Origin of the sequence: Microbacterium sp. LMC-P-041, assembly GCF_030209555.1 — a bacterium.
GTDB lineage: Bacteria > Actinomycetota > Actinomycetes > Actinomycetales > Microbacteriaceae > Microbacterium.
The window spans coordinates 143,577-163,513 of record NZ_JARVRV010000002.1 but is presented as its reverse complement, the minus strand read 5'-3'; the positions used below and the strand labels follow the sequence as shown (position 1 = coordinate 163,513).

The following is a 19,937-nucleotide window of genomic DNA, read 5'->3' as shown; positions in this document are numbered from 1 at the left end:
CCGCCGGGGACCAGCTGCGCCGTCACGGCCCTGTTCCTCGAGATCCATGACGGGGCGTGCGTGTGAGGCGCGACCTGCGGATGCTGCCCATTGCCGGGGCGGTCTGGGCGGTTGCGCTCGTGTGCGTGTTCGTTCCGGCCGCGGCGGGGTGGTGTGTGCTCGTCGGTGCGGTCGGGATGCTGGTGGTGGGGGTGATGCTGGCGTGTGGCTCACGCGGCATGCCGTCGCATGCTGCGCTGGTGCTCGTCATGTTCGCCGCTGCGGCGGCGGTGTCCGTCACGGCCCTGACCGCCGCACCGGCGCGCGACAGCGCGGCGTCGTGGGATGGGCGTGTGGTCGAGGCGACGGGCGAGGTCACCTCGTCGGCGTCTCTCGGTCGGGACGGGCGACTGTGGATAGAGTTGCAGCTCACGGGCATCGGATCGCCGGGGGCGGTGCGCGCGGCATCCGCCCCGGTGCGGATCGGCGTCGACCCGGCCGATGGATTCGATCTCGGCGCGCAGGTCCGGGTCACAGGTGAAGCCGCGGCGACAGGCTCGGGGGAGAGGGCGGCGCTCGTGGTGTTCGCGAGCACTGCGTCGGTCGACGCGCCGACATCGGGTGTCTTCGCGGTGGCGGCCGACGTGCGCAGTGCGTTCATAGAGCGGTCGGTGAGGCTGCCTGAACCTGGGGCCGGTCTGCTCCCCGGTCTCGCGGTGGGCGATACTCGTGCGGTGTCGACGGAACTGAACGACGACATGCGCACGAGCGGACTCAGCCACCTGACCGCGGTCTCCGGAGACACAGTTGAGAAGACAGGTGGGTCAAGCGCGCTCTTGCCGCGCAGCCGCTGCTCGCCATCATGAGCGAGGGGGAGGCAACCGTTATTCATGTCCGGAGAGGCCGATGGCGGTGCAGTGCACCGCGGCTCTAGGGTATGCGCATGACTGATACAAAGACGAGGGTGGTCCTAATTGGCGGACCGCTGGATGGACCACCACGAAGTCGACGTGGTCGTCGAACGGCTACATTTCAACTCACTGCATCACCCCGGTTACGTACAGCATGTGTACGACTTAAAGGGCAAGGACGCGCGCTTTAACGAGCCCGTCTACGAGCACGCGGGGGAGGACGAGACGAACCATCCTGCTGGGCTTGAGCGAGTTGGGATCGACCTCCCGGCCCACGCCTTCGTCACCAGCTAGCAGAGAAGTTGCGGTGGCAAGCGGTGCGGTCGCCGAATGAGCGAGCAAGGAAGGACCTCAGCGTTGCCCGACGAACTCCGGCAACGCTGTTGAAAGGCTCTCCTCGAACAAATTTGGACTGATGGACTCCTCACACTCAGAAGAGTCTCGACACTCAGAAGAGTCTCGGGCAAACGTCGATGGCATGATCAACACATCCTTGAGCATGTCGTAGCCCTAGATGATTCAAAGCCCGTTGGCTGTCTTCTCGGTGAATGCCGAGGTCTCTATTCGGGTAGGTGCAGAGAGGGGCTCGTCGGATGTAGGCACCGATTCGATCACTGAATCGCTCGTTTATCGCAAGCGCCGGGGACGTTGCCGTCCGTTGTTGCAGGGGGCGATGTCGTGACGAGGTTCGAGTCCCGCCGTGGGCCGTGAGTAGAGCTATGCCCACACCTCTCTGCTGAGCGCTTTTGCCGGTCAGATTCGCCTTGGGGTTTGCTCGCACTCGAACAGCGCATCTGTTGCCGTCGACTGCGGGTCCGGACGTTACGGAGCAGGCTCCTCGACTCGGAATCGGCGCGCGCTTCTTTACCGTCGAGCGCGCGGCCTCAAGGAGAGTGACGCGGCCATCCAGAATTTTTGTGACGTGGTGCGAATCCCTGGGCCGCAACGGGCTCTAGGTGCTCGGCAAGGTCGGATTATCTTCCGCTCTAGACGGGTGTTCGCCGGCTACGCGCGGACGTGGTCGGATGCAGAATGGGGTACGCCGGATGGTTGCGACAGGTGGTCTCGTGGGTGGCGAACGGCATAGGCCTGGCAGCTCTCGCCGCCAGCCTGCGGCGCCGCTACCTCGATTGGGAAGCGGGGGCTAGCTACTTGTTCCTCTCGCGTTCGACGATCTTGTTGACCGCGTCCTGCATTTCGATTTCCGCCTCGCCCGCGCTGAGCTCGCCACTCAGGATGCGCCGGGCACGATCGAGGGCTCTCGCGCTCGGTTGCTGGCCCTCGAGTTGATGTCCCTTCTCGATCGCCGCGAGTGCGTGATCTACCTGCGCGGGCGTTAGCCGTTGCTCATCCATAGTCTGCTTCCTTGTACCGGTCGGATCAAAGTCCCCCTGAGCGTAGTCCTGCCCGACCGCCGAAAATCGACGCCCACCTACTCAGAGACGCAGGATGGCACATGCTGGCCTCACGGCTTCGAACCCCTGGCGCGTTCTCCCTCGGAGAGGGGTACGCGCCGATAGTCGGGATAAGTGGTCTTATCGTGGCCAATGGGCCAGACGTTGAAGTGAGATGGGGCTGAGTAGGTACCTGGCGTCTGAGCAGTGCTCGAGCGGGATCGAGAGGGTTCGAGCGTCTGCAAAAAGCGGTGCCGCGGAGCTCGATATACGGCCTGCGAGACTCAGGCAGTCACAGCGATGCAGGTGCGTGCCGCTCAGGTTTCTGTGGACGCCAAGTGAGCAGCTGTCTCGGCGAGACGCATCGAGAATCCGGCCTCGTTGTCATACCAAGCCGCCACGGAAACCATGCCGTTGAATGACTGGGTCAGCGGAATGTCCACGATCGAGGAGTGCGGATCTCCGACGATGCGGGCCGAGGTCCACTCGTCTTCGAACACATCAAGGATGCCGCGGAGTGGGCCCGCGGTCGCAGCTCTGCGGAACGCGTCGCGAAGATCCTCCGTCGCGATCTCGTGCTCCGGAATCACGTTGAGCTCCACGATGCTGCCGGTGCGGACGGGCACCCGATAGGCCTTGCCGGTGATCTGAAGATCCGGCCAGATGAAACCCAGGGCTTTCGCAGCGCCGGAAGAGGACGGGATGATGTTCTCCGCGCCGGCCCAGGAGTCTCTCCTGGACTTCATCGGTTGGTCCGTCAGTGACTGAGTGTTCGTGTACGCATGGACGGTTGAGAAGACACCGAAGCGAATGCCCGTGGACTCGAGGAGAACCTTGACGACGGCCGCAAGTGCGTTGGTGGTGCAACTCGCCATGCTGATGATCTTGTGCGCACCGCTGTCGTAGTCGTCCAGGTTGATGCCCGGTAGCAGCACGGCGTCGCAATCCTCAGCAGTCTTGCTCGGGCCGCTGACCAGCACGCGCTCGGCACCGTTTGCGAGATGCCGCTCAGCCGCTTCCCGGGTGACGCCGCGGCCGGTGCAATCGACGACCAGATCGATGCCGAGCGCGTTCCAGTCCGGCACGCCCTCACGGGAGTTGATGTACGTGATTCGTCTACCGTCGATGGAGATGGACGTGTCGTCGTCTGAGGCGACACCTGGCCACCGTCCGTAGTTCGTGTCCACCTCGAGGAGCGCGGCGAGGTCATCGGCCGAAGCGATGTCACAGACGACGCTCGGGAAGAAGAGGTCGTTCTGCACGGCGCTGCGCACAAGCTGGCGGCCGATACGTCCGAAGCCGTAGACGGCGATGTTCTTCATGATGTGATCCTTCGAGTGAGGAGGTGGTCGCTGGGTGTATGTCCCGGATGTTGCGCGTCGACCAGGTCCCCATATTCCGGATTCTGGTTGATGTAGGCAGAAACCAGGGGACAGTAGATGGTGACGAGCAGACCGCGATCGCGCACGTCGTCAAGGGCGTAAGCGATGAGCTCTACAGCGATACCTCGCCCTCGGAACTCCGGAACAACCGTCGTGGAGAGGATCACGACCCGGTTACCCATCTGTTTGAAATCGATCGACGCGACCTCGAGCTCGTCGAGGCTGGCCACGTAGTGACGTCGAACGTCGTCGCGGTGCACGACCATCTCGAACTCCGCGTCCACCGAGGGCAGATCGACGTCGCGAAGACTGTCCCTGCGAAGGTCCGCCAGGCCGTCCCGAAGGAACCTGTCCTCGGCTGTGTGGACTGCGGATTCGGAGCCTTCGCTCTCGCCGCTGTTCTGTTGCGTGCTCATCATTCGCGTCCATTCTTCAGGGGATCGGTTTCAATCGACCGCGCATCGTGGATGTCGACCGCCGGTCATGAGGCAGCGGGTCACCCGATGAAGACGAATCCGCCCTCGGTGGCATTGGCTTCAGAGAAGGTGATCGCCATCTGGAGGTAGCACAACGCCTCCTGTGCCTCGGCGCGGTCAAGGCTGCCGACGTCAAATGTCTCTGCCCCAGCACGGCTCGCCATATCGAGGACAAATGCCGCGGCATCGCGGTCATCGGATGAAGCAAGCACCGTGAGCGGCTGGTCGTCGATACCTGCGGCCTTCAGATGACCGGCGTAGTTGGTGTTGAATGCCTTGACGATCCGGCTGTCGGGCAGCGCCTCAGCGAGAGCGGCAGCCGCGCTCCCTTGCGGGGCGCGTACCCGAGCAAGCGGGTCGAAGGTGACGGGGTTGCTGATGTCGATGACGATCTTGCCCGCGAGAGCTTCGCTGTGATCTCTGATGATGTGTTCGTGCGCGGTGTAGGGAACAGCCAGGAGGACAGCATCGAAGCCTGAAGCATCCCACTCCTCGCCACGGCCGACGGCCTTGGTTTCGACAGACGCTCTCGCCAGAAACTCGCTGATGGCGCTGGCCATGTTTCCGTTGCCAAGAATCAGGATCGATGTCATGAGCTTTCTCCTTCTGTAGGCATCATCGCTTCGCGCATGTCGACAGCGAGGGCTGGGCAAACTGCGCTGCTCACAGACTGCTTCAGTCGATGAGAGAAGCGAAGAGTCATTCGACCCAGAACTACTCAAGTCATCGCCCGGTGTTGTGAGTGAGTGCCCTGATTGCGCCGGTCAGTGAAGACGAGTGAGTAGCGCGCTGGGTCGACTTCGAGTCATCTGACTGCTGACGTCGCACGCCGCGGACGCGAGCCTGAATGCCTAACGGAAGGGGTCGAAGTGGATCCGACGAGAGAGCCAGACGGCGGGGCGATCTGCCGACTGGAGCGTGAACTAATCGTCAGGGATTTCCTGGCGACATTCAACGCTGCACCTCGCGATGCTGAAGGCACGGCTTCGATCGCTGCCTTCCTGCACCCCGATGTGGTGTACCGTCCTTCCCTGTGTCATGGGGCTGTCGGTCGCGACGCCGTCGCGCGCGTCTGTGAGCAGGTGCGCTGTGCGTTCGAGACATTCGTGATCGAAGTCGAGTCGCTACTGGTGGGGGAGGGGGTGATTCTCGTCGAGCACGCGATGCGCATAGGTCTCATCGGGGTTCCCGTGCAGAACCTGATGGGCTTCTCAAGCTTCCAGATCAGCGGTGAGCTCATCAGCGAGTGGCATCAGGTGCATGTATGACCCCTCGCGAATGAACAGCGCGCGTTGCGCAACGGGCAATCGATGAGTCATGTGACCCGAAGACGCATGCGCGTTTTTCGTCCACAGTGAGTGGTGTCCACTGCTGAGTGGGCTGCGGTCGAGGAGAGATGATGGCAACCCAGCACGAATCCCAGGATCAGTCGTACGCTCGCTCTCCTGAGGAGGTGCTCCGAGTCCTTGAGGTCTCTCGCGATGGGCTCCGCCAGGACGAAGTGATTGCGAGACAGCGGAGCTTCGGGCCGAACCGGCTTCCTGAGGCCAGAAGACGAAGCCCAGTCCTGCGATTCCTCGGCCACTTCAACAACATTCTCATCTACATCCTGCTCGCATCGGCTGTCGTGAAGGCGGTCTACCGGGATTGGATCGATTTCTGGGTGATCTTCGTCGTCGCCCTCGCCACGGGGCTCATCGGCTTCCTTCAGGAGGGCCAGGCCGAGCGCGCACTCGCCGGTATCCGACGGATGCTCTCCTTGCATGCGACAGTGCTGCGAGATGGTGAATGGTCGGACGTAGTCGCCGAGGAACTTGTGCCGGGAGACATAGTGCGTCTTCGCCCGGGCGATCGCGTGCCCGCCGATCTGCGCCTTTTGACCGTCGAAGGCTTGGAGATCGATGAGTCCCCCCTCACCGGCGAATCGGTACTCGCGGTCAAGGGGACGGGGGCTGTGCCTATCGGAGCGGTGATCGGTGATCGCGTCGGGATGGCGTTCTCTGGAACGGTTGTGGGCGCCGGTACAGGAATCGGCATGGTTGCGGCTACGGGAAGCGACACGGAGCTCGGTCGGATCCAAACTCTCATCGACGAAGCGGATCCCCTCGGGACTCCTCTGACGGGGCAGCTCGATCGCCTCGGCAAACGGATCGCAGCGTTCATCCTGGTGCTGGCGGGAGTGATGACGGTTGTCGGTTTGCTGCTGCACGGTGACGGGCCGGAACAGCTGCTCGACTCTGCGATCACTTTCGCCGTAGCTGCCGTCCCGGAAGGGCTGCCGGCGATCGTCACGATCACACTCGCTCTCGGCGTGCGGCAGATGGCCCAGCGCAACGCGATCACGCGGAAACTCACGGCTGTCGAGACGCTCGGCGAGGTGACGACGATCTGCTCGGATAAGACCGGAACTCTGACGTACAACGAGATGACAGTGCGCTCGCTCGTCACATCGGTGGGTCGGTACTCGATCACAGGGGTCGGGTACAGCCCCGAAGGCCACGCGGTCTCAGAGCACTCGGGGGAGGCCGCTTCCTTCCATGAGCGTCGCGACCTGCACGAACTCGTGATCGCTCTTTCCCGCTGCACGGACGCAGCCGTCCAGAAGACTGACGATGGCTGGTCAGTCGTCGGTGCGCCCACAGAAGGAAGCTTGGTGGTGCTCGCGCGCAAAGCGGAGTTCACGGGGGAGGGATACCAACGGACGGCCGAGCTACCGTTCAACTCCAAGAACAAGCTCATGGCTGTGCTCGACCGCTCTCCGGACGGCAGCGTGCGCCTGATAGCGAAGGGGGCGCCCGATCGACTCCTCGATCGATGCGCGTACCAACTCGACGCGAATGGGGGGAAGACGCCTCTCCGACGAGAAGAGTGGGACGACGCGGTGGACTCGTTGGGTCGTCAGGGGTTGAGAGTCCTCGCTGCTGCTGCTGCTCCCTCATACGGAGCGTCGACCATAGAGCTTGGGGACGTGCACAGTCTCACACTGTTGGGACTTGTCGCGATCGCGGATCCACCACGCGCCGAGGCAATCGAGGCGATCCGTCGCTGCCGAGAGGCAGGCATTCGGGTCACGATGATCACCGGAGACCACGCATCAACTGCATCCGCGATCGCTGCGGAGCTCGGGATCGCGGGGCGGTCTTTTCCTCGGGTGGTGACCGGCGCCGAGCTGCAGGTGATGTCGGATGTCGATCTTGCAGATATCGCACCGACCGTGGACGTCTTCGCTCGTACGAATCCGGAGCACAAGATACGAATCGTTCGTGCGTTGCAGTCGCGACGTCAGGTTGTTGCGATGACGGGGGACGGTGTGAATGATGCCCCCGCTCTCACCCGTGCTGACATCGGCATCGCGATGGGCATCAACGGAACCGAAGCAACGAAAGAGGCGGCAGACATCGTCCTCGCCGACGACGACTTCGCCACGATCGAGCGGGCGGTAGCCGAGGGGCGGCGCATCTTCGACAACATCCAGAAGTCACTGATGTTCATCGTCCCGACGACTTTCGCCCAAGCGCTGATCGTTCTGACAGCGGTCATCATCGGGTTCGTTCCGCCGCTTCAGCCAACTCAGGTGTTGTGGGTGAATCTGGTGACCGCCATTACTCTTTCCCTGGCTCTCGCATACGAGCCGGCCGAACAAGGGCTGATGTCCCGGCCGCCTCGAGCCGTCACATCCTCGATGATCGACGGCATCCTCATCGCGAGGATCACGGTCGTGACGCTACTGATCACAGCGGCGTCGATCGGCATCTTCTTCGTGGAGCTGGGGTCTGGGTCGTCGTTCGCCATTGCGCAGACCAGCGCGGTGACCGTGCTCGTTCTCGGACAGGTTGCGTACCTGTTCAACTCACGATTCTTGCGCGTCTCCAGCTTCTCCCTTCGTGCGCTCCGCGGAAACCCAGTCGTCTGGGTATCTGTCGGTATCCTGCTCCTGCTTCAGCTCGCTTTCACGTACGTGCCAGCAATTCAGGAGTGGTTCCACACGGCACCACTCACATGGCGAGAATGGGGCATCGCCCTCTCGCTCGCTGTAGCGATCTTCCTGATTGTGGAAGTAGAGAAGGCGATCGCTCGGGCGGCCAGGAAACGGAGGAAGCCATGAGAGATATCGACCCGAAGGCGGTCCCAAGCGGCACGGGGTGCGTGGACTGCGACGATGTGGGCTCGTGGTGGGTGCACCTCCGCCGCTGCGCGGCATGCGGTCACGTGGGATGCTGCGATAACTCCCCGAATCGCCATGCGACAGCTCATGCCGCGACCACGGGCCACCCACTGATCCAGAGCTTCGAGCCGGGGGAGGAGTGGTTCTGGAATTACGACAGTGAGCAGTACGTCGACGGACCGGTCCTTGCTCCGCCCCAAAGTCATCCCGATGGCCAGCCCGCCCCGGGGCCGGCCGGTCGAGTGCCCGCTGACTGGAGGCAGATCCTGAGGGCCCAGGGCGCGTAAATCGTCATTGAGGGTGAGCGGGTGAGAGCACCGAATCGAGTCGATTGACCTACGCCGACAACCAGCGGCTGCGGGATAGTCGGATCATGGAGCACAAGAAGAAAATCGTCGTTGTCGGCGGCACCGGACTGGCGGGGTCTGCAGTGGTGAGGACCCTCTCCGAGCAGCCCGTAGACCTCGTCGTAGCGTCTCGGGCCACTGGGGTGAACTCATTCACGCGCGCGGGTCTTGAGGAAGCGCTTGATGGAGCGGACGTCGTCATCGATGTCACCAACTCCTCCTACACCGATGAAGCGGCAGCTCTCGAATTTTTCGAGGTGTCGAGCTTGAACCTGGTGAACGACGGACGCGCAGCGGGAGTCTCGCATCACATCGTGCTCTCCATCGTCGGGGTCGAGAAACTGGCGAATTCCGAGGGCGGCTATTTCCGAGCGAAGGCTCTCCAAGAGCGAATCGTCGCAGAATCTGGGGTGCCCTACACGATCATCCACTCCACACAGTTCTTCGAGTATCTCCGCAGCATCGCAGCGTTCGCGACGCGTCAAGGGCGGGTGACTGTCCCCGACGCGCTGGTCCAACCAGTGGCGGTCGAGGAAGCCGCGAAGGTGATCTCAACGGTCGCGTTGTCTGAACCTCGCAACGGGGTACTCGAAGTCGCAGGTCCGCAACGCGGCCGGCTGAAAGACTTCATCCGCTTCGATCTCGCCTCGGTTCTCGACGATAGGCAGGTCGTCGCCGACGCCTCCGCCACGTACTTCGGAGAACTTCCGACGGACGATCTCTTCCTTCCGGGGCCGTCCGCTCAGCTGTCCGACGTGACGATCTCGGAGTGGCTCGAAACTGCGCGCGCGGCTCAACCAGACCTGTTGCATGTGAGCTGGCCGTTCCCGTGAGATCGAACCCCCAGAGATCGGAAGAATGATGTCCACACAACATGAGGCCCCTCTTCCGGAGGACGTGGAGCAGGGCGTCCTGATTGCCGGCGCGATCCCCGGAGGCGACCCCGCGGTACTCCATCACGCAAGCGCTCTCGCTCAGGCGATGGGTGTTCCACTGCTGGTCGTGCATGTCGATACCACCATCGAAATCGACCTGCCCGATCCTGATGGCTACGTCCGTCCTGTACTCGAGGCGCTTCGGCGCGGCGAAGCGGATCTTGAGATCGTTCGCAGAGAGGCGAAGTCAGTTCTCGAGCAGACAAGTGTCGAGTGGACCGTGGTCCAGGTGGCCGGTGATCCGGCGATGGCTTTGCATCATCTTGCTGAGCGCTACCACGCGTCGATGTTCGTTGTTGGTACTCGGCGCGGCGACATCGGAGACGCCGTTCGTGAATTCTTGGACGGCTCCGTGGCGTTGCGCCTCACTCGCCATCAGTCTCGCCCGGTCGTGGTGATTCCGACAGGGGTCATCCACCCCTGGCGAAGCGAGGGCGACGGATGAGAAATGCCAGCGTGCGGCGCCGAAAGGGCCTGCGATGGAGACCCTGAATGAGGTAGCCCTCCCGTATGCGGAATGGCAGCCCACGAAAGAGACGATCCACAGGTATCTGCAGATCGTAGGGAAACTGCGCCTCGCCGTCAGCCCGAGGCGAAATCACTGGTGGAATGTACCGTTCCATGTGACGGCTTCGGGTATCACTACTCGCCCGATGGGCCGAGACCCGGTGTTTGCGATCGACTTCGACTTCATCGATCACCGCTTGATCGTGGCCACAAATCACGGGTCTCGAAGTTCCTTTTCTCTCCAGGGACTGAGCGTGGCAGAGTTTCACGATGCCCTCGTCCACGCGATGCTTGCGGTGGGTGCGGACCCGTTCCCCATATTGCTGTCCCGCCCGTTCGATCTCCCGGACAGCGACCGTCAGTTTCGAGTCGACGACGAACATCGCTCCTACGATCCTTCAGCAGCCGCAACATACTGGCGGGTGCTCGCCGACGTGAACATCCTGTTGGAGGAGTTCTGCGGCCGATACTCCGGAAAGACGAGTCCGGTCCACCACTTCTGGCACACCTTCGACATCGCAGCGACACGGTTCTCCGACGCCATTGTTGAGCACGGCGGCGGCGTCGACCCCGTCACACGAGAGGCCTATTCGCGTGAGGTCATGAGTTCGGGCTTGTGGTTCGGTGACGCAGAGACACCGGAGCCGGCGTTCTACGCGTACACATCGCCGGAGCCAAACGGACTGTCTGACCAAGCCCTACCTGATGGCGCGAACTGGCGGCCTCGAGGCGGCGAGCACCTTGCGGTGTTCCCCCTCTCCGCTGCGCAGCGCACTGGCGACGTCCGAACAGCTGCGTTGGAGTTCTGGGAGGTCGCTTACCGCGCCGGTGCGATGCTTGCCAACTGGGACATCGATCGACTGTCCTGCCCCGACGGGGTGACTGATCCGTTGCTGCGCATCTCGATCGCTTCGACTGCGGCGCCGCTCAGGGCGTCCCGCAGCTGAGCCCTCGTCGTCACGCCCAGTTTCGGGAACAGCCGATACAGGTGCCCCGCTACGGTTCGCGGCGACAGGAACAATCGCCGACCAATCTCCTTGTTCGAGAAGCCGGCGGCCGCCAACTCGGCGACGCGCGCTTCTTGCTCCGTGAGAACGGACACCACGTCGTCGAGTGGTTCCCTTGTGGTGGTGCGCAGTTCGCGCTGCACACGGTCGACCCAGGCCACCGCTCCGATGTTCTGGAAGTCCATCCTCACTCGGAGTAGCTGGTGCCGTGCTTCCGTGATTCGACGCATGCTGCGCAGGCGCTCCGCGTACACAAGCCGGAGACGAGTGGCCTCGTAGACGAACGGAAGTCCTTCTGCAGCGAGGAGCAACGACTCGATTCGCTCAAGTCCGTGATCTGCATCGATGATGGCTTCACTCGCACTCAGGACGAAGTCGGCGCGCTTTGATTGGAAGTCGTTCATGACCAGCGTCGACTCGCTGAGGCGTCTTCGCGCTTCTGCGACCATCCCGATCTTCAACGCATAGTCGACGAAATCAAAAACCTCGATCGGACCGTAGGGCCCCACAGTGAGGCTGAGATGATCGGGTCGGCGGGTCAGAAGTAGCGCGACGGCTACGTCGTAATTGCCTCGCGATCCCTCCATGAGGATGACAACGGATTCAGCGACGGCGCGGAGGCGATGCGCTCGGCGGATGCCGGGGTCAGAGAGCACCTGTTCTACGCGTCTGCTGGCTCGGTCGCGGTCGCCCCGAAAGGCTTCGACGACCGCGAGCATGGTTTCCGCATTCAAAGCGAAGAGTTTGCTGCCGACGCGCTGCGCAAGCAGCAGAGCGGAGGCCGCTGTCGTGCCGGCAGTGCTCCAGAATTGCGACTGGATCTGCACGTGGGAGAGGAAGGTCGTGCGGATGAGTTCGGCCAGGACATTCTTCGACGACAGACCGATGCCGTCCGACAGTGCATGTCCAGCGAGCCGCATGGTCTTGAAGGCATCCAAGACGTCGGCGATGCTTTCGACCACCTCCATCCAACTTCGTCTGCCATCGAGTGGGGTGTCCGAGAGGCGAGCTCCGTCTGGGGCATTGACGGCCGACATCGTGGCTGCGATCCGGCGGAGAGTCGGGTGGGCCCGTGTGCCATCCTCTGCAACGCGGTCGATGAACTCGTCCCACCCGGACTCTTGAGGGTCGGCCATGCAGCGCAGGGCCAGAACGGTCAGGCACTGATTGCGAATGTCGTCGTCTTCGACGGTGTCGAGCGACGCTTGAAGGGTGTTGTGGGCGGCTTGCATGTCGTCTTCTCGAAGTACCTGGATGAGTGCGCGCGCCGGCGCGCTCAGCCGCAGCAACTTGTCACCTGCCCCTTGACTCACACCGTGAGCGATAAGCCGGCGCGCCAAGGTCAGGTCACCCTCGAAGGCCGCGATATTCGCCGCACTGGCCATCAACATCGCGTCCGTGACCGGATCGAGCTGCCGAGCGGGAGCCTGCAGCAACCAGTTGACTGCCAATAGTGGAAATCCGGCTTCATCGAGACGGACGGCTGGATTGACCGCGGCTTCGTCAGCTGTGGAAAGACACGTGCTCAGCTCATCGAGATCGGCAGTCACTAGAACGGTGACGCGATGCAGTTCGTCAACGATATGCACACTGCCATCAGCTCGGCGGCTTACGAATCCGGCCTGCACAGCCTCCTGCTCCACGGGGGTGTACGTGGAGGACGTCCACTGCGGTCGCGTCACACACAAGCGCAGAATCAGATGTCGGCACTCAACGCTGAGACCGCTGAATGCACTAGCGGTTTCACGGTTCACACCGAGGGAATCTGGGTCTGGCAGTTCACCGAACCATGATCTGGAGTTCAGATCGTCGGGTACGGCTTCCGGGAGAGAGTTGGCGGAACCGAACAGGTCGAGAAGATGGCGGACCGCGAGCGGAGAGAGAGCTGGGTATCGGGTACTGATGGAAATGAGATCTCTCATACCAGCAAGATAGAGGCGGGCAGGGGCCGCGCACATCGCATGACTCTTGGAGACGTTAACACGAATGGGTATGCCCCGAGCAGCATCGATGAGAGAAGACACGGAGTGAGGATGAACGCAGACGATCCGATGACTCGAAGAAGTGAGCTGCGGCGCGGTCTTCGCGGTCGTGACGATGAGATCGAGAGATTACGCCGACTACTCGGCGGTCTCGTGGGAGGCTCGGCCGACCATGTGCTGATCGTCGGTGAGCCGGGGTCCGGCAAGTCGGCTCTCCTCGATCACGCCCGAGCAGAGGCTCTGGACGCGTCGATACCGGTTGCCCTGGTGCGTCCTGGGGGAATCGCGTCCTCGGGCATCGCAGCGACGATTGCGCAGGCTCTCGCTGAGCCGGGAATCGGCGTCATCGATGAGTCGGCGGCCCATCAGATGGAGACGTCACCGGAGCTCCGTTACTGGTGGCTCCAAGAGATCGAAGCAGCGATCGAGCGACTCTCGCGACCGCTGTTGATCGTGATCGACGACCTTCAGTTCGCGGATGAACTCACTCGCCTCGCTGCTCGAGTTCTGCCGAGACGCATGGCTCAATCCTCCGTGGGATGGATCGTCGCCCAGCGCACGGCTGATTTCGATCAGGAGGCGATGCGCACCGTCTCAGGTCCCATGTCGGCCAGGAATCCGATCGTCTTGGGTCGTCTCGACACGGAGGCTGTCGCGAAAATTGCAGCAGATGTTCTCGGTGGCGCACCAGATGATGCGATCCGATCTGTTCTGGCTCGCGCCGAGGGCCTTCCGCTGCGCGTGATCAGCTCGGCGCGCGAGCTGAAGGATGCAGGCGCGGCGCAGATAAGCAACGGCACCGTCTCGCTCGTTCGAAGTCGGCTGGAGGCCCGAGACAGGGAAATGGATCCCATAGAACGTCGCCTGGGGACTCTGGACCCAACTGCGCGCGAGATCGCTCTGTCGGCGTCAGTGCTCGGTCTTCAGTTCACGGTGGAGGATATCCTGCTCTTGACTGGCCTCGCTCCCGGCCAGCTTCTGCAGCCCGTCGCCGAGCTGCTTCGATCCGGTGTCCTGCGCGACGCGGGAGGTGCCCTCGAATTCGAGCATGAGATAGTGCGTCAGACAGCCGAGGGGCAGCTCGAACCTGAGACTCGCAACCGCTTGAGCAGAGCCGCGTTTGTCATGAGTCGCGAAGCGAACGATGCATCCCCGGTGCTGGCGAAAAGGGCGCTGCGAGCGGTGGAGCAGACAGCAAGCAAGGCACCAGGGTCACCGACCCCTGACGAAGCTCTCGAGATCCTGGAGACTGCGTTGACCGCCGTCGCCGAGGAGGATGCACAGCTCGCCGCCGACATCGTCGAACTTCGCTTGCAGCTTCTCGACCAGGCAGGATCGCAACTGCGTGGAGCGATGGCGGAAGCTATTCCTTTTCTGCTTCACGCCGGACGCACGTCGGAGGCGCGCGTGCTCGCGCGACGCGGTATCGCGGCGGGAATGGATCCTGACGAAGAAGTAGCCGCGCGGTTGGCACTCGCGCAGTTGACCACCATGGACGAGCCCACAGCGACCAGAGAGAACCTGCAAGCAGCCCTGCGGCTGCCAGTGCGGTCTCCGGTACTGCGAGGTCGGCTGGCTGCTATGAGCACGCGTCCGTATACGACCGACTATCTGTACGACGCCCTTGAGGAGGTGCTGCCGGAAGTCCGCGAGATCGTGCGGCTTTCCAACGACGATATCGCCCTCTCCACTCTCGAGCATGTGGAAGCGATCGCAGCCTACTTTCGGCACGACTGGGCGTATGCGCGTCAGGTCATCAGCAGGGCGGAGGAACGAAGCGCGCGCGCAGAAAGTCCTGAGGGATGGTTCGCTACCCTCATTCGCATCTCGTTGCTCCGGTACAGCGGCAGACCGTTGGACGCTCTACGCTCGGTCGACCGAGAGATCCGCACCGCAGACGAGCGGCAGCAAGCCTTCGCCCTTTTGCACCTGCAGCTGGTCAGGGCGAACGTTCTTCTGGACCTCGGGCGCCTTGACGAGGCCGAGATTCAAGCTGAGGCGGTTCGCGATCTAGGCGAGGACATCGGCGCCGTCTGGCCAATCGACGTCGGTGCCGTGTCGATCCTCGCGCAGATTGCCATCTACAAAGAGTCGCCGGGAGTGGTCGAACGGCTGGAATCCGTCGTGAGGGAGTTCGAGCGAGATGAGGTCGCGCACCAGCGACGCGGAGGAGAATGGATTCAGCTACTGTTCGCTGACATTCTGGGTGAAACGCGGATGATGGACGCGCGAACGAGCGGCACATACGAGCGGTCACGAATATACGGTCCTCCGGTTGGGGGCGCTTCAGACCCGTTCGACGACGTCTACTTCGCGCGCATCACTCTTGGGATTGGGCGTCCCGAGCGAGCGAAGAAAGCGGCATCCATCGCACGAGACCGCGCTGCAGGCGCCAAGGCCCCGATCGCGAAGGCTGTGTTCGAACATGTGACCGGTCTGATCGATGGGAGCCCGCCACTCCTCAGATCGGCGGCGGAGGCGTACCGTCGAATCGGTCGCCCGTTGGCGGAAGCTGCCGCCTGGGAGGATCTCGCCGTTTGCGTGATGTCACAAGATCGGATGGAAGCGACCGAGGCGCTCCTCACCGCACACACTCTCTTGGCAGCATGCGAGGCAACGCGCTCACTCGCTCGGGTGGAAGGTCGACTGCGCGCACTGGGGGAGCGTCCTCCGGTAAGAACCAGCCCGAGGAACGCCCTTGGTCTCACTGCCGCTGAACAACGCATCGTCAACCGTGCTGCTCGCAATGAAACCGCAGCCGAGATTGCGGCCGCCCTTTATCTGTCGAGAAATACAGTGACAGCCCACCTGAGGCGAATCTACGCAAAGCTCGGAGTACGGTCACGGCAGCAGATGATCGAGGTCGTTCGTGCCGGGGGTATCGGCGGAGCTTGACGAGGTGCGGCCCCACCTCTGTAACTCCTCCCGAGAGGTGATGCCCAGTTTGATGTAGATGCTTCTCAAGTGCGCGACGACGGTGTGTCGTGAGAGGAACAGGTCGGCAGCGATCTGAGAGGCAGAGTGATCCAGTACTGCGCGCTCGACGACTTCGCGCTCCATCCACGTCAACCCATCACTCCTTGCCGGGGCTGTGCCCAGTGACCGGGGTGCGCTCCGGCCGCTGACGCGCAGCAGTCGCCGCACGCGCGCTGCGCTTCTGACAGCTCCAGCCCGATAGAGGATGCGGTGTGCAGCTTCGAACGAAGACAATCCAGACCGATGAGCCTCGCGCTCCGAGACCTCACCGAGCGCGATGTACGCGTCGGCCTCGAGGATAGGACGGCCGAGCGATCTCCACTGCGCGGTAGCAGTGTTCAACTTCGCACTGTCGCCGAACAGCAGCCCTTCGATGTGGGTGAGGATGGCCTGCGCCATTGCCTCTTGCGGATTCTGTTGACGTCGTCCTCGCGCCGAGCGAACGCATCGATCCGCGAGATCCGAGTGTTGCAGCGCCAAACATGCGCGCACGAGAATGACGTCGTCCTCCGGATCGGTCCACGGCAAGACCTCGACCTGGGACCCCATGTGGAATCGAAGGTCAGCGGCAGCCTCGTCGGCGTCGTCTTGCCGATCGAACTCGAAGGCGAGTATCAGACGCCAGGCCGCGCGCCGGAGAGATGCGTCATCGTTCCCGGTGCACGGGGGCCTGAGCGCCATATCGACTTCGCTCAGTACTTCGGGATCTCCTCGCAGAAGAGAGACGAGGAGCTTGGTTCTAATGCCCACGGATTCCATTCGGTCCTCGATGCGCGGAAGCTGATGCTCCTGCATCGGAGCCAGCATGGAAGCGGCCTCATTCACGCGTCCGAGAGAGAGCGCCGCTGACGCTCTCATGGCAGCGAGCGGGATCAGCACGGAAGTGTTTCCTTCACGCTCCGCGTGCGAAGCAATGTCGTCGTACAGCGTGAGCGCGCCTCTGGAGTCGCCGAGAGCGTGTTGGATGTGTGCTTGCCAGAGTGCGGGGACACCCCAGTAGCTCAGCGGAATCCGCGCTATGCGGAGTCTTGTGACTGCAACACCGGCGAGATCACGAGCTTTCTGGAACTGCGATTCCTGAAAACGGGCAGATGACAATGCGAGATGCAGGAGCGCCTGAGCTTCATCGTTGTCTTGGATCGCTGCGCTCAGCAGCGCCTCGGGCGCTTCTTTGGACACGATTCTCTCGAAACCCAACCGCGCAAGGTAGTACAGGCGCAGAGCGTTGAGTCGGGTGCGGATCGGCGAGTCTGATTCGGTCAGCTTCAGTCCGGCTTCGGTGAGCTGAAGACCGCGTGACGCGGTGGTTTCCAGCCGTGCTAGCCACAGCATGCCGTAGGCGTCTTGCTCGTGGGTCGTACGCCCGGTGAAGACCCGGGAGACGATCTCCACAGCCGTGTGAGTCTGAGAGGTCTGCCAAAGGAGCGCGAGCAAGACGTCCGCGACGAGTGGAAGATCAGGATCGTCATCCGCGCGGAAGAGGGACATCGCTTGTTCGCCGAATGCAATGGCCTCTCGGGGACTGACTTCCCTCAGCTCATTCATCGCAGCGACCGCGAGATCGCGGATGCTCACGTCGATCGAGTGTGCATGCGTTCTTCCCGCTTGGAACCCCGTCTGGACGTCAACATCGAGCAGAAGAGCCGCAGGCAGTCCTCGCTTCCTCAGGAGCTTAATGATTGATCTTCGCAGCCCCGCACGCATAGCGGTCGAGACGCTGGAGATGACGGCGTCAACGACACGAAGACTAATGGGGAGTGTGAGATCGGCATCCTGCCGAAGTAGTCCGCGCGCAGCGGCCTGTTGCATCGCTGAGCGGACATCTTCGAGGTCGCTGCCTGTCAACGCTGCAAGATCGTTGGCGGAGAGTGCCACCGGAGCGATCGCAGTGAGTGTCACGATCATGCGGACCATCTCATATTCCGAGTCCACCTCGACCAGATCGTGCGTTGCTGGGGTGGTGGGCCAGAGCGACCTCTCCGCCCCCGCTGGCTCGTCGGCGATCACCCAAGCCAGGTTGCCGTAGTCACCTCTCCTGCGTAGCAACGAGTCCGCCTCAGCGAGCACAGCGTCGGACTTCTCATGAGATGAGATCACGAGTACGGGCTGGCTGCTCGCGAGCGCTTTGATCCCATCGGCAACCATCAGCGCCAACAGGCGGCGACGGTAATCGGTTATCCGCCATATCGGTAGCAGCGGGATCGGTTCTGATCGGAGGTCGTTCAACGAATGAAGTATCGTCCCGCCAGCAATGCTTTCGCTGATCGGGTTGCTTCGTGTTCGAACGACTGCGACTCCTGCTTTTCGTGCAGCTGCAGCCAGGCGGTCCACCGAATCGCCGGTGATCGGAGCGACGAAGCGCCCCCCGGTGCCCGCAACGAGCGCCCCGAGGGCCTCGCTGGTCCAGCGAGGTTGCTCATCTCCAGGCGGTGGCATCGGCAATCAGCGATCGACACCAACCGGTGCATCGATCCCATCTCGAGACCCGACCATCTCCGATAGCGGGACAGCCTCTCGAAGCTTCTGACGGTCAGCTTCGTTGAGCTCGATGCCCGCGGCGGCGATGTTCTCTTCGAGCCGAGTCCGGCGACGAGTTCCTGGAATTGGCACTACTCCCTCGGACATCACCCACGCCAGCGCGACCTGCGCGACGGTAGCCCCCTGCTCCTTAGCGATCGATTGAACCCGTTCGACGAGACGACGATTGGCCTCGAATGCTTGGGGCTGGAATCGGGGGAGTCCACGGCGTGCGTCGTCCGGCGAAAGATCAGTCAGGGATCTGACTCCGTCGGTCAGCACTCCCCGACCGAGCGGAGAGAACGCCACGACGCCGATGCCGAGTTCATCTGCGACGGCCTTCTCGTCGTTCTCCAGCATGTCGCGGGCAAAAAGCGAGAACTCGGACTGTACGGCTGCGATCGGGTGGACGGCGTGAGCGCGTCGGAGAGTAGGTGCTGAGGCCTCTGAGAGTCCGATATGCCGCACCTTCCCCTCCTTGACCAGCTCGGCCAGTCCGCCGACGCTTTCTTCGATGGGAACGGCAGGATCAACGCGATGGAGGTAATACAGATCGATCGTATCCATCCCGAGGTGCCTTAGTGAGCGCTCGCAAGCCCGTCGAATGTACTCAGGAGTTCCGTTGCGTCCATGGATCGTTCCGTCGTCGTCCATCTCGGCGGAGGCCTTCGTGGCGATGACGATCTCGTCTCGACGATGGCCGAGCGCTCGTCCGATGAGTTTCTCGTTCTCGAAGGGTCCGTATGCCTCCGCTGTGTCAATGAGTGTCACACCGAGGTCGACCGCCCGCTGGAGAGTCGCGATGGCCTCCGCTTCATCGGTTGGGCCATAGTAGGCACTCATTCCCATCGCGCCCAGGCCGATGGCAGAGACCATCAGTCCATCGCCGAGTTTCGTCTGTTTCATTCTTCCTCTTTTCGTGCCTTTTGGCGGTCGTTGACGACGGCGTGATATGCGTCTATCTTCGTCTGCAGCGCCGCCAGGTGACGGTGTGTGCGGGTGAGCTCCTCGAGCACCTTTTGGCGATGCTCTTCGAGCACCCTCAGCCTCTCCGCCTCCGACCCTTCGCGGCGGGAGAGATCGGCAAGCACCCGCATATCTCCGATCGACATGCCTGTCTCTCGGAGCATGAGAAGACCATTGATCCACTCCATGTCGTGTCGGCCGTAGCGTCGATGGCCGGAGGGGTCTCTGCGAGTCGGGTCAAGCATCAACCCTTCGCGCTCGTAAAAACGAAGCGCTTGAACGCTGAGTCCCGTCACCCGCGCAACCTGGCCGATCGTCAAGCCGGCATCGGGGATGTCGACGTCGATCGTCGGCAAGGTGATCGCGTGCATGTTCCTATCCTGAAACCTATAG

Annotated in this window: 16 protein-coding genes and 1 pseudogene; 9 read left to right on the top strand and 8 right to left on the bottom strand. The window is 62.4% G+C overall.

Annotated features, from left to right (window positions below; genetic code table 11):
- Window positions 1-80: 80 nt before the first annotated feature.
- Both QRN21_RS04650 and QRN21_RS04645 read left to right on the top strand, forming a co-directional pair.
- Window positions 81-845, top strand: a complete 765-nt coding sequence (locus tag QRN21_RS04650; protein ID WP_285363269.1) for a hypothetical protein — start codon at window positions 81-83, stop codon at window positions 843-845.
- A 123-nt stretch (window positions 846-968) separates the two neighbouring features.
- Window positions 969-1,184 (top strand): hypothetical protein, encoded by a 216-nt coding sequence (locus tag QRN21_RS04645; RefSeq protein WP_285363268.1) that lies wholly within the window; start codon window positions 969-971, stop codon window positions 1,182-1,184.
- 854 nt (window positions 1,185-2,038) lie between these two features.
- Here QRN21_RS04645 and QRN21_RS04640 read toward each other — a convergent pair.
- The 4 genes from QRN21_RS04640 to QRN21_RS04625 all read right to left on the bottom strand — a co-directional run bounded on the left by QRN21_RS04640 (window position 2,039) and on the right by QRN21_RS04625 (window position 4,735).
- Complete coding sequence (locus tag QRN21_RS04640; protein WP_136040653.1) at window positions 2,039-2,245, bottom strand: hypothetical protein; 207 nt, start codon at window positions 2,243-2,245, stop codon at window positions 2,039-2,041.
- A 356-nt stretch (window positions 2,246-2,601) separates the two neighbouring features.
- The gene (locus tag QRN21_RS04635; RefSeq protein ID WP_285363267.1) at window positions 2,602-3,606 is read right to left on the bottom strand and encodes a type I glyceraldehyde-3-phosphate dehydrogenase; all 1,005 of its coding nucleotides are present in this window, start codon (window positions 3,604-3,606) and stop codon (window positions 2,602-2,604) included.
- Window positions 3,603-4,082 carry a GNAT family N-acetyltransferase gene (locus QRN21_RS04630; protein WP_285363266.1) on the bottom strand — a complete coding sequence of 160 codons (480 nt, stop codon included), beginning with the start codon at window positions 4,080-4,082 and terminating at the stop codon, window positions 3,603-3,605. The genes QRN21_RS04635 and QRN21_RS04630 overlap by 4 nt, the downstream gene beginning before the upstream one ends.
- An 80-nt stretch (window positions 4,083-4,162) precedes the next feature.
- Complete coding sequence (locus tag QRN21_RS04625) at window positions 4,163-4,735, bottom strand: NADPH-dependent F420 reductase (protein ID WP_285363265.1); 573 nt, start codon at window positions 4,733-4,735, stop codon at window positions 4,163-4,165.
- Window positions 4,736-5,011: 276 nt separating this feature from the next.
- Between QRN21_RS04625 and QRN21_RS04620 the strand changes: the two genes are divergently transcribed.
- The 6 genes from QRN21_RS04620 to QRN21_RS04595 all read left to right on the top strand — a co-directional run bounded on the left by QRN21_RS04620 (window position 5,012) and on the right by QRN21_RS04595 (window position 11,043).
- Window positions 5,012-5,410 (top strand): nuclear transport factor 2 family protein, encoded by a 399-nt coding sequence (locus QRN21_RS04620; protein ID WP_285363264.1) that lies wholly within the window; start codon window positions 5,012-5,014, stop codon window positions 5,408-5,410.
- Between the two features lie 131 nt (window positions 5,411-5,541).
- Window positions 5,542-8,247: a cation-translocating P-type ATPase gene (locus QRN21_RS04615; RefSeq protein ID WP_285363263.1), complete on the top strand. Its 2,706-nt coding sequence runs from the start codon at window positions 5,542-5,544 to the stop codon at window positions 8,245-8,247.
- The gene (locus QRN21_RS04610; RefSeq protein ID WP_285363262.1) at window positions 8,244-8,594 is read left to right on the top strand and encodes a UBP-type zinc finger domain-containing protein; all 351 of its coding nucleotides are present in this window, start codon (window positions 8,244-8,246) and stop codon (window positions 8,592-8,594) included. Before QRN21_RS04615 ends, QRN21_RS04610 begins: the two co-directional genes overlap by 4 nt.
- Before the next feature lie 86 nt (window positions 8,595-8,680).
- The gene (locus QRN21_RS04605) at window positions 8,681-9,487 is read left to right on the top strand and encodes an SDR family oxidoreductase (protein ID WP_285363261.1); all 807 of its coding nucleotides are present in this window, start codon (window positions 8,681-8,683) and stop codon (window positions 9,485-9,487) included.
- 64 nt (window positions 9,488-9,551) lie between these two features.
- Window positions 9,552-10,034, top strand: coding sequence for a universal stress protein (locus tag QRN21_RS04600; RefSeq protein ID WP_285363260.1), 483 nt, complete (start codon window positions 9,552-9,554; stop codon window positions 10,032-10,034).
- A 34-nt stretch (window positions 10,035-10,068) separates the two neighbouring features.
- Window positions 10,069-11,043 carry a DUF5996 family protein gene (locus QRN21_RS04595; protein WP_285363259.1) on the top strand — a complete coding sequence of 325 codons (975 nt, stop codon included), beginning with the start codon at window positions 10,069-10,071 and terminating at the stop codon, window positions 11,041-11,043.
- Window positions 11,044-11,096: 53 nt separating this feature from the next.
- Here the strand turns inward: QRN21_RS04595 and QRN21_RS04590 are convergent.
- Window positions 11,097-11,288, bottom strand: a pseudogene (locus tag QRN21_RS04590) (LuxR C-terminal-related transcriptional regulator); the annotation flags it as partial.
- Between the two features lie 1,848 nt (window positions 11,289-13,136).
- Between QRN21_RS04590 and QRN21_RS04585 the strand changes: the two are divergent.
- Window positions 13,137-15,980, top strand: a complete 2,844-nt coding sequence (locus QRN21_RS04585) for an AAA family ATPase (protein ID WP_285363258.1) — start codon at window positions 13,137-13,139, stop codon at window positions 15,978-15,980.
- Here the strand turns inward: QRN21_RS04585 and QRN21_RS04580 are convergent.
- The 3 genes from QRN21_RS04580 to QRN21_RS04570 all read right to left on the bottom strand — a co-directional run bounded on the left by QRN21_RS04580 (window position 15,927) and on the right by QRN21_RS04570 (window position 19,915).
- Window positions 15,927-18,287 (bottom strand): helix-turn-helix transcriptional regulator, encoded by a 2,361-nt coding sequence (locus QRN21_RS04580; protein WP_285363257.1) that lies wholly within the window; start codon window positions 18,285-18,287, stop codon window positions 15,927-15,929. The two genes, QRN21_RS04585 and QRN21_RS04580, sit on opposite strands and share 54 nt — an antisense overlap.
- 216 nt (window positions 18,288-18,503) lie before the next feature.
- Window positions 18,504-19,484 (bottom strand): aldo/keto reductase, encoded by a 981-nt coding sequence (locus QRN21_RS04575; RefSeq protein ID WP_285363256.1) that lies wholly within the window; start codon window positions 19,482-19,484, stop codon window positions 18,504-18,506.
- Window positions 19,481-19,915, bottom strand: coding sequence for a MerR family transcriptional regulator (locus QRN21_RS04570; RefSeq protein WP_285363255.1), 435 nt, complete (start codon window positions 19,913-19,915; stop codon window positions 19,481-19,483). The genes QRN21_RS04575 and QRN21_RS04570 overlap by 4 nt, the downstream gene beginning before the upstream one ends.
- Between the last annotated feature and the right edge of the window lie 22 nt (window positions 19,916-19,937).